Source organism: Neobacillus sp. B4I6 (assembly GCF_050434045.1).
Lineage (GTDB): Bacteria > Bacillota > Bacilli > Bacillales > Cytobacillaceae > Neobacillus.
Genome location: NZ_JBNPWB010000002.1, coordinates 6,107,388 through 6,122,256, shown reverse-complemented (window position 1 = coordinate 6,122,256; position 14,869 = coordinate 6,107,388). Strand labels below are relative to the sequence as shown.

Annotated in this window: 16 protein-coding genes; 5 read left to right on the top strand and 11 right to left on the bottom strand. The window is 39.8% G+C overall.

Annotated elements, in window-relative coordinates:
* Window positions 1-8: 8 nt before the first annotated feature.
* The 4 genes from QF028_RS32275 to QF028_RS32260 form a co-directional block, all read right to left on the bottom strand.
* Window positions 9-713, bottom strand: a complete 705-nt coding sequence (locus QF028_RS32275; protein ID WP_429471857.1) for a polysaccharide deacetylase family protein — start codon at window positions 711-713, stop codon at window positions 9-11.
* Window positions 710-2,098 (bottom strand): ATP-binding protein, encoded by a 1,389-nt coding sequence (locus QF028_RS32270; protein ID WP_429471855.1) that lies wholly within the window; start codon window positions 2,096-2,098, stop codon window positions 710-712. Before QF028_RS32270 ends, QF028_RS32275 begins: the two co-directional genes overlap by 4 nt.
* A 3-nt stretch (window positions 2,099-2,101) precedes the next feature.
* Entirely contained in the window at window positions 2,102-2,800 is a 699-nt protein-coding gene (locus tag QF028_RS32265; protein WP_429471853.1) for a response regulator transcription factor, read from the bottom strand.
* Window positions 2,801-3,106: 306 nt separating this feature from the next.
* The gene (locus QF028_RS32260; protein WP_429471851.1) at window positions 3,107-3,700 is read right to left on the bottom strand and encodes a putative ABC transporter permease; all 594 of its coding nucleotides are present in this window, start codon (window positions 3,698-3,700) and stop codon (window positions 3,107-3,109) included.
* A 210-nt stretch (window positions 3,701-3,910) separates the two neighbouring features.
* On the opposite strand from QF028_RS32260, the gene QF028_RS32255 reads away from it, so the two are divergent.
* The 5 genes from QF028_RS32255 to QF028_RS32235 all read left to right on the top strand — a co-directional run bounded on the left by QF028_RS32255 (window position 3,911) and on the right by QF028_RS32235 (window position 7,238).
* Window positions 3,911-4,519 (top strand): TetR/AcrR family transcriptional regulator, encoded by a 609-nt coding sequence (locus tag QF028_RS32255; RefSeq protein WP_429471849.1) that lies wholly within the window; start codon window positions 3,911-3,913, stop codon window positions 4,517-4,519.
* A gap of 144 nt (window positions 4,520-4,663) precedes the next feature.
* The gene (locus QF028_RS32250; RefSeq protein ID WP_410882391.1) at window positions 4,664-5,389 is read left to right on the top strand and encodes an ABC transporter ATP-binding protein; all 726 of its coding nucleotides are present in this window, start codon (window positions 4,664-4,666) and stop codon (window positions 5,387-5,389) included.
* A complete protein-coding gene (locus QF028_RS32245) occupies window positions 5,386-6,444 on the top strand; it encodes an ABC transporter permease (protein WP_429471847.1) in 1,059 nt (352 codons plus the stop codon). The genes QF028_RS32250 and QF028_RS32245 overlap by 4 nt, the downstream gene beginning before the upstream one ends.
* A gap of 137 nt (window positions 6,445-6,581) precedes the next feature.
* Window positions 6,582-6,869: a ferritin-like domain-containing protein gene (locus tag QF028_RS32240; RefSeq protein ID WP_429471844.1), complete on the top strand. Its 288-nt coding sequence runs from the start codon at window positions 6,582-6,584 to the stop codon at window positions 6,867-6,869.
* Window positions 6,870-6,893: 24 nt separating this feature from the next.
* A complete protein-coding gene (locus QF028_RS32235; RefSeq protein ID WP_256942474.1) occupies window positions 6,894-7,238 on the top strand; it encodes a spore coat protein in 345 nt (114 codons plus the stop codon).
* A 94-nt stretch (window positions 7,239-7,332) separates the two neighbouring features.
* Here the strand turns inward: QF028_RS32235 and QF028_RS32230 are convergent, their stop codons facing one another.
* The 7 genes from QF028_RS32230 to cccB all read right to left on the bottom strand — a co-directional run bounded on the left by QF028_RS32230 (window position 7,333) and on the right by cccB (window position 14,849).
* Entirely contained in the window at window positions 7,333-7,929 is a 597-nt protein-coding gene (locus QF028_RS32230) for an NADPH-dependent FMN reductase (RefSeq protein ID WP_215005685.1), read from the bottom strand.
* A 295-nt stretch (window positions 7,930-8,224) separates the two neighbouring features.
* Entirely contained in the window at window positions 8,225-9,418 is a 1,194-nt protein-coding gene (locus tag QF028_RS32225) for a PDZ domain-containing protein (protein ID WP_429471841.1), read from the bottom strand.
* 168 nt (window positions 9,419-9,586) lie between these two features.
* A complete protein-coding gene (locus QF028_RS32220) occupies window positions 9,587-11,041 on the bottom strand; it encodes a S41 family peptidase (RefSeq protein WP_429471839.1) in 1,455 nt (484 codons plus the stop codon).
* Window positions 11,042-11,192: 151 nt separating this feature from the next.
* On the bottom strand, window positions 11,193-12,479 hold the full coding sequence (locus tag QF028_RS32215) for a murein hydrolase activator EnvC family protein (RefSeq protein ID WP_429471837.1): 1,287 nt from the start codon (window positions 12,477-12,479) through the stop codon (window positions 11,193-11,195).
* Between the two features lie 198 nt (window positions 12,480-12,677).
* A complete protein-coding gene (gene ftsX / locus QF028_RS32210) occupies window positions 12,678-13,571 on the bottom strand; it encodes a permease-like cell division protein FtsX (protein WP_429471834.1) in 894 nt (297 codons plus the stop codon).
* Complete coding sequence (gene ftsE, locus QF028_RS32205) at window positions 13,561-14,247, bottom strand: cell division ATP-binding protein FtsE (protein ID WP_429471832.1); 687 nt, start codon at window positions 14,245-14,247, stop codon at window positions 13,561-13,563. Before ftsE ends, ftsX begins: the two co-directional genes overlap by 11 nt.
* Before the next feature lie 257 nt (window positions 14,248-14,504).
* Window positions 14,505-14,849, bottom strand: coding sequence for a cytochrome c551 (gene cccB / locus QF028_RS32200; protein WP_429471829.1), 345 nt, complete (start codon window positions 14,847-14,849; stop codon window positions 14,505-14,507).
* Between the last annotated feature and the right edge of the window lie 20 nt (window positions 14,850-14,869).

Below are 14,869 nucleotides of genomic sequence, written 5' to 3'. Positions count from 1 at the left end.
AGCAGCCTCTAAAAGTTCACTTCTTTTAATGGGATAAATTTTGTGCCCTTATTTACATTTTCCTGTAAATAGATTTCTAAGCACTTTAGCATATAACGGGGAGCTAGCCTATCGGCACCCAAGGTTTCCCCACAATCATGAAGCAACAATACAGAGCCTGCTTCTGTCGTTTGGAGCAATTCTTCAAGCAGGCCGTTTTTACCCTTCGCTACCTTCCAATCACCGAAGATATGCGACCACATAATCACCTTATATCGCTTGCTCAATAATAGGCTGGCACTATTAAAACTCCCCCATGGCGGCCGGTAAAAGGTTACTGCTTCATTGGTGCAATCTTTGATTGCCTGTTCTGTCATTTGCAGTTGTTTTTTCAAGTGAAAGGGGGAAAGAATCCAACTCGAAATATGGTTATAATGATGAATTCCAATTGTATGTCCTTCCTGACTCATCCGTTTAATAATGGCAGGATAGGCTTTCACTTTACTGCCAACCACAAAAAAGGATGCCTTTACACCGTACTTTTTCAAAAGATCAAGTAATTGTGGTGTGTATTCAGGATTGGGGCCATCATCAAACGTTAATGCAATAGCTGGAGCATGGATCGTTTTGATGATTCCCCTTCCGCTAATCCGTATCAGGATAGTTGGCAATATGGAATAGATAAGAAACAAAATGAATAAAAGAATAACACTTACTATCAATATTTTAATCACTCGAAAAACATTTCCTTTCCAACTTTACGTTTGGGTAAGAACAACTCCACCTCTGTTCCCACTCCCTCCGTACTTTTTACGATAATTTCCCCTTGATGCTGCTTCATAATATTTTTGGCAATCGACAAGCCTAACCCTGTCCCGCCGGTCTCCCTGCTCCGCGCCTTGTCCACCCGGTAAAAACGTTCAAAGACATTCTCTATTTCACACTCTGGTATGCCGATCCCGTAATCTTTTACCGTAATGATTGTCAATTGCTCCTTATCCTGTAGGTATACATCTATTTTATCTGTACTATATTTAATTGCGTTATCGATTAAGATTATCATTGCCTGCTTTAGCTTGACTTCATCCGCCATAACCGTAATGGCGGGTTCTTGGTAATGGAGGTTAATTTCCCTCTTATAAGCACTTTTAAGCTGTTTGAAGATATTCTCGCACAAGGAAACTAAATTGATTACTTTTGGTTCTAAAAGATGACCTGATTCTGTATCGGCTAAATCAAGAAACCTTTCAGTCATTTTTTGAATTCTTGTTGCTTCTGAATGAATCGATTCAATCGCATCATGGGCAACCTCTTCATTTTTTAACCCCCGTCTTAACAGTAGGTCTGCATAACTCTTGATCACAGTAAGCGGGGTCTTCAATTCATGTGAAGCATCCGAAATAAATTGCCGCTGTTTTTCGAGATTTGCCTCTAATCTGCCAATCATCCGATTAAACGTAACGGCCAATTTTTGCAATTCATCCTTTGTCTCATGTTGGATGATGATCTTTTTCGGGATCCCGCTTTTTTCAATATCCTCCATTGTGTTAATCATATTAGAGATAGGTTTCATAATCAGATTTGACAACCATCTACCACCGAGCAGTGATAATACCGCACCTAAAATGGTACAAAAGACAAGAATGGAAAGTAATAAGTCTTTTCCTGTTTCCAATCCCACTAATTTCTCCCCGAACTCTAGTGTTCCAGTAACCTGTCCATTTGTATGAATCGGCACCCTGACAATGGCAATTTGTTCTTCTTGATGTTTAAGTCTAATGGTCCGCCTTTCCGTCCCTTTTTCAGTAGTGAATTGTGGTTTTATTTTAGCCGCTAATTTCGGATCATTCGTTACTTGATTAACTATTTTCGAATCTGGCTGAACGATCCTTATAAAGGACTGGTTCGTTAGATATGGGGTTAATTTTTCTTTAATAACCGCTAGAGAATCTTCCTTGCTGATTTCGTTTATCAAATAATCAGCCTTTTGAAGTAGTTCACCATCTTCCATATTGACAGTAATCTTCATAAATGAAAAAAAGACAACCGCATTCACAGCAAGTAACATACATAAAATCCATGCCGTAGTAATAAGATTTATTTTTGTGGTAATCTTCATTTGTTAATTCTCCCTTACGGTATAACCAATGCCCCTTACCGTCTGAATAATCGTTGGGTTAGAAAAACCTTCTTCAATTTTCTTTCGTAAATGTCTGATAAACACATCGATGACATTGGTTTCCCCTTCATATTCATAGCCCCAAACATGCAGGAGGATGCTCTCTCTCGTGACAATTCTATTTTTATTGGATAGCAAATAAACGAGTAGATCGAATTCCTTGGGAGTTAGCGTGATGGAAGTCTCCCCCCTAGTGACCTCTCTTGTTTCCAGATTAACAGTTAAATCTCTTATTTCTAATAAGGAGTCATTTGATTGTGATGCTATGACTGCAATGGTACTTTGACGAAGGCAAGAACGAATTCTTGCCAATAATTCCTCGATTTCAAATGGCTTGGTGATATAATCATTCGCCCCTTGATCGAGTCCTGCTACCTTGTCCATGGTCATATTGCGGGCTGTTAATAAAATAACAGGGATGAGGTCATTCTCTTTTCGTATTTTTCTTAAAACCTCAATGCCATTCATTTCAGGCAGCATAACATCCAATAAAATTAAATCCAATTTTTCATGTAAGGCTGCCTGCAATCCCGATTTCCCATCATAAGCAACATGTACTTCGTATCCCTCATACTCCAGTTCAATCTTTAATATCTTAGCGATCTGTTTTTCATCCTCTACAACCAAAATCCGCTGTTTCATCGTCACCCCTCCTTTATATGGCATGAACCTAGGTTACAAATTTACATATTTTATAAAACCATCTTATTTTTTTAGAAATGATCTACTTCAATTTAGCATGATTTCTGCTTAGTTTTCTTTTTTTCATTGAATTTTAATCTTTTATTCAGATCACACCTGCCACAATCATTCGTCGATTCAATTAAAATATCAAATCTATTTGCTCAAATTCATCATCCATGGCCATGTATGATGATTGACGTATACAAGCTAAAAACTCCTTCTTTTAAGTTGAAGGAGTTTTTTTTGGTATTGGGTGTCAGGCACCTATTGGATTGGATTGGTTGGTTCATCGGTAATAAGGTCCTGCAATGAATGTTTCCGGATGGCTAATACAAGATCGGCAAGGAAGTATAATCCTACTGCAGACCAGACCCAGGCCCAATATGGTTCAATTGCTCCGTACATAGATGCAACCGCAGGATGGATCCATTTTATGCAAAGAAGGGAGAGGATACTCCAGCAGGCCGAGAAGGGCAAACAAATATGTCCATGAAGCTGCAAGGGTGAATCGGAATAGTCCCACCATTGCCGGTTAAAAAGCTTTTGTAATAATACTCCCGTCACATATTCCACCATGGTTGGGATCAAGCAGCAGAGGAGGAATACCACTAGCCAATTTGTTTCTGGTGAAATCAAATATACCAGGAGGACAGGGGTAAAGCCGTACATCGGTTTAAATGGTCCAAATAAAAAATTCGGCTTAAAAAACTCCTGTTTAGTGAAAAAGTTATAACTGTTTTCGAGCAGCCAGCCTAACCATGAGTAGACTGTAAAATAAAAAACGATTGTTGCTGCTCCTTCAAGATTAAAAATAATCGGATTTTGAAACTCAATACCATTCAACAAGTTAAAGATCATGGCTAAACCACCTTTCATGGATAAGAATTTCCCATTTTAGGTTTAACAGCCACGCTGGCAAATATACAAAAAAATTCCTACTTCAAAATAGGAATCCCCTTTTGTTTATTCCAGAAAATTAATGTACACGATGTTTATTAACATCCACGATGTATATTATAATTTGTTGGACAGGTATGGCAATTAACAATTTTCAAGGAGGGATTTGACATGTCGGAAAAATCAACAGATAGGCGGATTGTACGGACAAAGCGATTAATTCGTGATGCTCTAACAGAGCTAATGGAGGAAAAAGGCTTTGAAGGAATTACGGTTCGTGATTTAACGAAAAAAGCGGATATTAATCGGGGTACCTTCTATCTCCACTATCGTGATAAATATGATTTGTTGGAGCAGAGTGAGGCTCAGATATTAAATGAAATTGAAAAAATGACCCAAGAGATAAATCCAAATGATTTCTTGAATTTTAATAGTGAAAATGATCCATTTCCCTTCATCATTAACCTATTTGAGTTTTTCCATGAGAATTCAAGTTTTATGAAAGTGATTTTGGGTCCCAAAGGTGACGCATCCTTCCAAGGAAAATTGCGAGATATCATTAAGAAGACCTTTTTCCAACATATTATGTCAAAGATAAAAGGGGAAGAAATGCTTGTCCCCGTAGAATATCTATTTTCCTATGTCAGCTCTGCCCACCTTGGTGTGATTCAACACTGGCTAGAAAACGGGATGGAAAAATCACCGCGGGAAATGGCGATGATCTTATCGCGGATCACATTATTAGGCCCAAGGCATGTTACCGGGTTGATAAAAAATTAGGCTACCTTTTTTCAAAAGTAAATGAAAAATTTGTTAACTAGTGGACCATAATCAACACATTGTTGTTTTTTGTTTATTGCTTATCTTTCACTGAGTTGTAAAATAAAATCATAACCGCGTCAACAATCCTAGGGGGAATGATTGATGGATTCAACCATAAAAGTAGAAGAAGTCAGCAAAAGCTTTGGAAAAAAAACCGTTTTAAATGACGTCAACTTAAAGATCGAGAAAGGGCAATTATTTGGGTTGATTGGACCTTCAGGGGCCGGGAAAACCACCCTTGTCAAAATGATTGTTGGCATGGATAAGGCGGATACCGGATCGATTCATGTATTAGATAAGAAAATGCCAAATCTTGCTTTACTTCAGGAAATTGGTTATATGGCCCAAGCGGACGCCTTGTATGGCGAATTAACAGGTGAAGAAAATCTGAAGTTTTTCGCTTCGCTATTCGGGTTAAATAAAGAAGCACAGAAAAAGCGAATCACTTATGTTTCCAACTTAGTAAACCTGACAGACGACTTAAAGAAACGGGTAGCTGCTTATTCTGGGGGGATGAAACGGCGCTTATCCCTAGCGATTGCCTTAATTCAGGACCCTAAAATATTAATCTTAGATGAACCAACTGTCGGCATTGATCCCGAATTAAAGTTATCGATTTGGAAAGAATTTTTACGATTGAAAAATGAAGAGCAAAAAACAATCATTGTCACCACTCATGTTATGGATGAAGCGGTGAAATGCGATTATGTTGCTATGGTGCGCGACGGCCGCATTTTAACGAGTGGAACGCCAGCAGAATTAAAGGTGTTCTACGGGACAGACGATTTTGATGAGGTATTCTTGAAGGCAGGGGTGAAACAATCATGAGAGTACTTGCGCTAATTAAAAGAATTTGTCAGCAGATGTTTCGGGACAAACGCACCTTAGCCTTGCTATTTGTGGCACCACTACTAATTCTGACCTTGATGTACTTTTTATTCAATGGCAACACCGTCGATCCAAAATTAGGTGTCACCGGCGTTAATAGTGGGTTAACAACCGCCTTTAAAAAGGCAGACATTAACCTTAAAGTATACAAGTCAGTAACAAACCATACCATTCTAAATGACGACCTTGACGGACTGCTGCAGCAGGAAAATGGAAAAATAAAGCTGATACTTCTGAATGACGATCCTACAAAAGCAAAAGCGCTGCAAATGAAGGTAAATCAAGTAATCTCGGCACAGTTCCAAGCACAGATTATGATGCAAAGCTCCGGAAAAGCGCCTGCGATGACACCGAAAAGTATCGATATAAACTACGTTTATGGTGACTCAGACACCGTCTTTTTTGATGTGTTAAGTCCGATCTTAGTTGGTTTCTTTGTCTTCTTTTTCGTCTTTATTATTTCAGGAATCGGATTATTACGCGAGCGGACAACGGGCACATTGGAACGGCTGATGTCTACTCCAATTCGGAGATGTGAGATCGTTACCGCCTATTTGGTTGGCTATGGAATATTCGCAGTGATTCAAACAATGATCGTTGTTTTCTATGCTATCAATGTATTAGATATCGTCCTTGTCGGGTCGATATGGAATGTACTCCTCATTAATTTAGTCTTGGCTTTGGTGGCACTCTCGCTTGGAATCCTGTTATCGACCTTCGCAGCCTCAGAATTCCAAATGATTCAATTTATCCCGATTGCAGTCATACCACAAATATTTTTTGCAGGAATTTTCCCGCTTGAAGGGATGGCCGATTGGTTACAGGCAGTTGCGAAGGTAATGCCAATGTACTACGCAGGTGACGCATTAAAAGATGTGATGTATAAAGGGTTTAGTTTGAGTGATATAAGCGGGGACCTTCTTGCCTTAGTGATCTTCGCCGCTATTTTCATTGTTTTGAATATCTTTTCATTGAAAAAATATCGATCCTTATAATCAGGTGACAGCCAAAGGAAGGACATCCTTTGGTTTTTTTATGTAAAAAAGTGTCTCCCTAGAAGGTTTCAGAATAACGGATGAGCCGTTTGTTCATTCTATACAATGAAGTATAAATCTAATTAAAGGAGACAATCATGGATCAAACACAAACACAAACACAGACACAAATACCTATTCCGAATCCGCCGCGCGCGATTACAACGAAAGACTTAATGTATTTAAAAGATGCGTTATCGTGGGAGCTTCTGGCGTTTAAAAAGTTCCATTCCCTAGCACAAAACGCTGAAAATCCAACCTTCAAGCAGGCGCTTGATAAGGCTGGGAGGATGCACCAGGATCATTTTAATCGATTGCTCCCTCACCTGCAAGTGAACAATAATCAAGCAATGGCGAATATACCAAGTCCTTCACAAGTCAACTAAACACCATCATAAGGAGGTACAACCGTGCAAAACCAACAAGCGCAAAACAATAATCAAATCGCTAATCCGCAAACCGGACAATTGCCAAAAGTTAAAGGGCCTAATATGAATGACCGTGACTACTTGAATGATGGGCTCAGTACTTGTAAATATTTAACGGATAGCTTGAACATTGCCGTTCGTGAAGCAAGTCATGAACAACTTCATGCTGATATCTTACAAATTTTAAACGAGACGCACCAAAGCTGCCGCGAGTTGTATACCCTGATGTTCCAAAATGGCTGGTACAAACTTGAAGCCGAAGACCAGCAAAAGCTTGACCAGGCTTATCAACAATTTAGCAATTATTCAACCCAATTTCCTTATTAACGCAACCTGGCATCCTTGATGCAAGGTTCATCTCTATTCAACTGTTTTCAAAATACAACAAAGGGGGATGAGTCATCATCCCCCCTCCTTGTTATTATCGAATTGTTTTTAATGCTCCACTCCAACTATTCACTTCGTCAAGCATAGCATTTACATTTGTAAGGTGTAATTCAGCTGGCTTGAATACACTGCCGTTTTCAAAGTCTGTAAATAACGACAAGGTTGGGTGTGTACGAACATCCGCCACTTTCAATTCGCCTAGAATTCCACGTAAATGTTCAGCCGCACGAGCTCCACCTGTTGAACCATAGCTTACGATTCCAGCAGCTTTGTCATTCCATGCTTCACGTGCAAAATCAAGCGCATTTTTTAATGCACCAGTGATGCTGTGGTTATATTCTTGAACAATGAATACAAAGCCATCTAAGTTAGCAAGTTTTCCATTCCATTCAGCGATACCAGGTTCTGAACCGTCAGTTGTACCTAAGAATGGTAAATTGAAGTCCGCGATATCAACGATTTCATAGTTTGCATCGCCGCGTTTGTCGGCAATCCCTTTCACCCATTCCCCTACTTGTGGGCTTACTCGTCCTTGACGTGTGCTACCTAAAATAATACCAATGTTTAATTTTGTCATTGTTTTTTCCTCCTTTGTTGTTGAATCACCAAATAGTCTACCTAAAAAACCCAACCTCAACACCACCTATAAAAATTTTTTATCTAAAGAGTTACGTAGTGTTCATGAATAAACAAAACACTTTTTGGCAGGACATAATCCTACTCAATATTACAGTGTAATCTTGAATTGGAATATTATCAATTAATATATCTCTAATTCAAAGTAATTTTATAATATAAAATGCATCTTGTCAACGAAATAATCTTATTTGTTTTTTACACAATTAGATTACCCAATAAAGAACATAAAAAAACACTTAGCAATTTTTGGCTAAGTGGTTTTTTGAATATGGTGTCAGGCACCATCGTTATCCTATTTTCTCATCATACTTGCGCTTATCCTGAACAAAGAGGATGCCCAGTTCGTGGTGGTCACCTTCGTAAAGGGCACGTTGGAGGAAGCGGATCTCTCCATTGGTATCAAGGACCTCTAGCTTGCAGTGCGCACGATTTTTTTGCAGGGCTTCGTAGAACACCTTTTCATCACGAACCAACAGTCCATTTGCTTTTGAGATGATTTCACCAACCTGCAGACCCATTTTACTTGCAGGGGACTCAGGGATGACTCCAATAATCATCAGGCCTTGATTTTTTTTTGAAAAATAAAACGGGAGATTATCATCCTTCATCATTGTCATTAATGTAATCAATTCACGGCCAAGGACAGCCAGAGCCGCTACCACGATCGAACTGAGCGGCAACCAATAGCCTGCGACAGAAAGTAATGTAACGAAAACCCCAAGGGCGATTACTCGGCGTCCATGAAGCTCAATGGCAACTTTGGGCAGCATCCCTTTGACTTTCTGGTGAAAGCCAATTGCAAATGGCACCAGAATTAGTGAGTACTCTTGTGATCCCAGATGAAAGACTGGCCACCAATCGAATGGAAGTTGCAGTGCATTACCTGGTATAAGTAAGAACAACGGAAGCATCCAGAGGCGCTTTCCTTCATGCAACCCTACGTTTTGACCGCGTTTGCTTTTGGCAAGTTTAGGTGAGGTCCCCTTTCCGCCATTTTTAAAAATTAGGATTCCTTCTGCAATTAACATCATTCCTAGCACAACGACAACAGAAGGATAAACCTTGTCACCCAGTGCTTGAAACGACTTCGTAAAGAGCGGGATCGACCAACTATTCTCAGCAATCAATATAATCGCGAAAAAGGCAGCCCCAATTGTATATGCAGGTGATATCCATCGAACATTTGTTGTCAGTGACCACAAAAACGTAAAGACAGCAATCAGTAGAATTGTTGCAAATGGAACGGCGATGCCTGCAGCAACAACAATAATAGAAAGAACCAGTCCGATCAGAACTCCCTGCGGAAATAACTGGCGGAGTTCAAAATAGGCATCATGTGCCCGAATATGAAAGTTTTTTCGCTCACGCTTCACTCTTGTAACTCCTAAAATCCCTGTTAGGAAAACAAGATAGTATAAAACAGGATGAAGAAATAACTTGCCTGTCCCTTTTAGAAGTTCCACAAGCCATGTTTCCACCATTTCCTGCCACCTGCCTCTATTAATTCTAGTAATTTATCATAAAAAATCTCTTAAAGATTATTTTACCAAATTAGAACCATAAAACATATTGCTAGTTTTTAGAAAATGGCAAAAATGTTGTAACAGTTACTACCCAAAATGAAAAACAGAGGCTAATGCCCCTGTTTACTATTTGGTAATTAATCTCAATGCCGTTTGCAGCTGGAGATCGTTTTTTTCTTTTTTCATTTCAGCAATCGCAGCTTCTTCCAGTTTGGCAGCTGTTTTGGGGCCGATTTTTCCTGTCGGATTCATGTTAACATGAAGTTGGAAGCCTTTTACGGCCATGGTCGTTTCCTTGCTGAAGTATCCATCCGTCCGACCTGGGGCAAATCCTAAACCAGCCAACACTTCTTGAGCATTCTTAACCTGCTCATTGTTCATATCCTCTTCCAGTGTCTCTTCCACTTGAATGGGATGGGTGGCGAATATGGCCGGTTGCTTAACGGCCACATCTGGTTGGATTCCCTTTTTGTGGATCCAATTTCCATCTGGGGTCAGCCATTTAAATAACGTTAACTTGATATTGCTGCCATCCCCCATTGGGACAGCTTGTTGAACCGTGCCTTTTCCAAACGTTGTTTCTCCGATGAGCTGGTAACCTGCCGCCTCTTGCAGTGAACCTGCGAGAATTTCCGATGCGGAGGCACTGCCTTTGTTGACAAGGACAAGCACTGGATAATCCTTTTTCTTCGATAGCGTCGAGAAGTAACGTTTTTTCTTACCGTTTCGCTGTTGGATTTGGACATACGGCTTATCCTTTGGTACAAATTCTTTTAAAATCTCACCGACACTATCCAGAAGGCCGCCAGGGTTTCCACGTACATCAATAATTAACCCTTTAATATCATTGTTTTCGAGGGACGATAATTCCTTTTCAAAATCAGCGGCCGTATCTTCAGAGAAGGAGGTTAATTCAATATAGCCAACCTTTTTGCCATCCTGCTTCTTAATGGAAGCATGTACGGTCTCAAGTGGAATTTCATCACGTGTGACATCAATGGCAAGTGGATCTTTTAACCCTTTTCTCGCAATCATTAATTGAACCGTTGTGCCTTTTTTGCCGCGGATTTTTAGCGTTGCTTTATTCAAGTCAAGTCCTTCCACACTTTTTCCATTCACCTTTAATATTTGATCATTCGGCTTGATGCCTGCTTTTTCAGCGGGGGAATTTTTGAATGGTGAGACAATCACAATTTTCCCATCGACCATTCCAACTTCGGCTCCAATCCCTTCGAATGAGGATTCCAAAGTTTGTGTGAATTGTTTGGCTGTTTCCTTGTCCATATAGACGGAATACGGATCCTTTAAGACTGAAAGCATCCCTTGGATCGCACCCTCTACTAATTTATCCTGATCCACTTTTTCAACATACCTGCTTAAAATAAGGTCATAGGCCTGCTCTACTTTTTCAAGATCAGCTGTATTTTCTTCGGAAATTATTTGATTATCTTTTGGTGATTGCACTAACTCAAGCTTCTTGTTTCCGATTTTATCATCTAATAACTGCATTCCTGCATATGTGCCCCCCGCTCCTGTCAGAAGCGAACCCGTCATCAACAGGGCAATCCATCTACGATTCATCCCAATCCTCCTCGAGTTAAAAATGCGTGTCCTATCTATTTTTATAATAAGGCTCCAAATTCCTGCCCGATTATTAACTTATATGTTAGGAGTGGACGAGTTATGATTGAATAAAAAAATGGAAGAAGTAAGAACTTCTCCCATTCCATTATTATAGCGGTACAATACCCGATGGATTGATTGCCGCATGATATTGCCAACGCCCTTTGTATAGTTCAAAGTGTAAGTGCTGACCTCTGGAATCACCCGTATTACCCATAACACCGATTTGTTGTCCTTTTTTCACGGTTGCACCTGCTCCCACCAAACTTCTTCTCATATGTGCGTAAACGGTGGTATACGTTTGACCATTGATGTTATGCAAAATATACACTACGTTTCCATAACTTGATGAGTAATGCGAAACATATACTTCCCCATCTGCAGCAGCGACTATTGGTACATTATCGCCCGGTTTTGCGATGTCAAAACCATAGTGGAATGATCCACCACGGGCTCCAAAGGTCGAAGTAATGACCCCAGGTGCTGGTCTTGTGAAACTACCACTTGACACCTTTGGTGCAGAAGATGATGCACTGCTTCCACTTGAAGTAGAAGAGGTCCCGCTGCTTCCACTTTTAGATTGATTACTTTTAGCTTGAGCCGCTTCCCTTGCCTGACGCTCTCGCTCATTTTGGATTGACCTTTTAATGGCTGCCTCTTGAGCCGCAAGGATTTGCTCTCTCTCCTGCATATCCAGCATACCTTCATGTGCTTCTTCTTCCTGATCTTTCAGGCTAGCTAATAGTTTTTCTTTTTCTTTCTTTTGTGCACTTAATTGCTGGTTCATATTTTTTAAGTCTACAAGCATTTTCTGAAGGCTAGCAAGGTTCGTTTCTACTCGCGTTTGTTTCTCGAGAAGTTCCTTTTTGTCGGCCTCATGCTGTTCTAAAATTTCCTGGTCCGCTTGCACGATGGTTGCCACTGCGTTGGCACGGTCAATGAAATCATTAAAGCTGGTGGATCCCATTAACACATCCAAATAACTAACCATTCCACCATTCTCTTGGTAGCTGCGCGCCCGTTCCTTCAAAAGTACATTACGCTTTTGAATTCGCTCCTTGATGACTTTTGTTTCAGCCTGGAGCTTAGCCACTTCGGCTTTCGTACTTTTGACCTTCTCAGTTTTATCATTTATTTTGTCAGTTGTATCATCAATCGCAAAGTCAAGGCGTTTCTTTTCACTCTTAACATCTGCCTGCTGCCTTTGTAATGTGTTAATCTTATCATTTGCTGAATTTATATCAGCTTTTATATTGGAACGTTGGTCCTGAATTTTAGTTTGTTCACCTTTCAATCCGGAAATCGATTCGGCCTCTGTTTTAACTGTTACTCCGCCAAAAATTGTTCCCAGCCCAACCGTCGTTGCAACGGCAATAGTAATTACTGATTTCTTCATTTCCGATTTTTCCTCCCATTCTCTCTATGTACAGGTTAAATCGTTCTTTATCTTTGTGTGAACGAATGTTGTTGTGTACGAAACTTTTGATGGTTCTCATGCTTTTATTCTAGTAATCTGATCGTTCATAATAAATCAGGAAGGACATGAAGACTGCCCTTCCTGATCTAATCAAATGCACTGCTCTCGCTTATCTAGTTAAACCTTTAAGAATTTTCTTACGGACATCAAACTGCCCCAAACGCCGATTAATGCGCCCATTAAAATCAAAATGCCAGAAACCTGATAGACAAACGGATCAAACGGCAAGATTTTGATAAAAGTCCCCTCTAGCTTAGGGCCAATGTAATCATAGGCACGATAATAGGCAATCGCAATCAGGATAATGGGCAAAATGGACCCAAGAAAACCGAGCCACAATCCTTCCAAAAAGAACGGCCAGCGAATAAAGGAATTCGTTGCTCCTACTAATCTCATAATCTTAATTTCTCTACGTCTTGCAATAATCGTAATTTTAATCGTATTAGAGATTAAGAAAATGGCAGTAAAGAATAAGCCGATAATTAAAACAACTCCGACGTTGCGGCTCGCTTTAATAAACTTAAATAATTTTTCTACCTTGCCCTGGCCATACTTTACCTTGGCAACATAATTGGATTGTTTGATTTGATTCGCAACTTCCATCGTATCTGTTGGTTTTTTCGTTTTTACGATAAATACATCGTTTAAAGGATTATCTTGTTCAAAAAGTTTAAAGGATTTTCCTTCCTCACCAAGACTGCTAACTAAATTATCTAGTTCGTTCTTTTTAGAAGAGAAAGTCACACTTTTTACTTCAGGCATTCTTTCAATCTCAGTTTTTAAGGTTTGCTGATCTTTTGGGGTTGCAGCAACATCGATGTGAACGCGAATTTGCACATCATCTTCAATGGTTTGTGCTACTCTGTTAAGATTCATCATAATAACGAAAAAGACTCCAACTAAAATCAAGGTAACGGTAACAGCACTAACGGATGCAAAAGTCATCCAGCCATTTCTGCTAATATTTTTAAAACTATCTCGAGCGTGACGGCCAATTGTTCTAATTTTCATAACCGTATTCACCTCTTTCATCATCACGTACTATTTTTCCGCCTTCAATGGCAATAACACGTTGCTGCAATGTATTAACAATCTCCCGGTTATGTGTTGCCATAACAATAGTGGTTCCTCGTGCATTAATTTCTTCAAAAATCTTCATAATTTCCCATGATGTTTCCGGGTCAAGGTTTCCAGTAGGCTCATCCGCAATGACCACTTTCGGTGAATTGACAATCGAGCGGGCAATAGAAACACGCTGTTGCTCACCACCAGAAAGCTCTGTTGGCAGCATTTTTATCTTATGCTTTAAATTTACAAGATCGAGAACTTCCATCACTCTTTTTTTAATGACTTTCGGCTGCGCTTCAATAACCTCTAAGGCAAAAGCTACATTTTCATAGACTGTTAACCGTGGTAACAGCTTGAAATCCTGAAAGACAACGCCAAGATTCCGGCGGAAAATGGGTACCTTTTTCATCTTTAATTTTGCGAGGTTGACACCATTCATTGTGATGGTCCCTGAAGTCGGAACTTCCTCACGATACATCATTTTAATGAATGTCGATTTTCCAGCACCACTTGGTCCAACGACATAGACAAATTCGCCCTGGTTTATCCGGACGTCTATTCCATTTATGGCAGAAACCCCATTCGGGTACTTTTTATATACATCTTGTAGTTCTATCATTTTTATCACCTTTATTTAAAGACTTCTCGAATGGCGATTCGACAATAATCTTTATTTATTTGCAAAATGGACTAGGATAAAAAAAAATATGTGCATAATTTCGCATATTCCTATTATAACATCATAAATTGCTAAAAAAAGCGGCAAAAATATTACAGTTTCTTTTCAAAGAATTACAAAACCCGACAAAGTTTGCGTTTTAGGCAAAAAAAAAAAAAAAACGCTCTATCTTTTCAAATAGAACGTTTTTGTAACTTTTATTTTTTAGCTGCTAGCCATTCAGCAACTTGATTCGCGTCATCGCCGCTAACAACGTTTGCCGGCATTTGACCTTTACCATTTTTTATAATACCTAAAATGTCGTCCTTAGAGTACTTTGAGCCAACCTTTGTTAAGTTTGGTCCCATACCACCCGTAAGATCACCGCCATGACAGCCAGAACATTTTTGGTCGAAAATCTTTGCTCCAGCATCACTGGTAACAGTGTCCGTTCCATTGTCCGTTCCATTGTCCGTTCCCTTGTCGTCATTGCCGCCTCCGCAGGCTGCAAGTCCCATAACTAATGCTGTTCCCATTAACAATGTAAGTAGCTTCTTCTTCATTACCTGGATCCCCTCCTGAA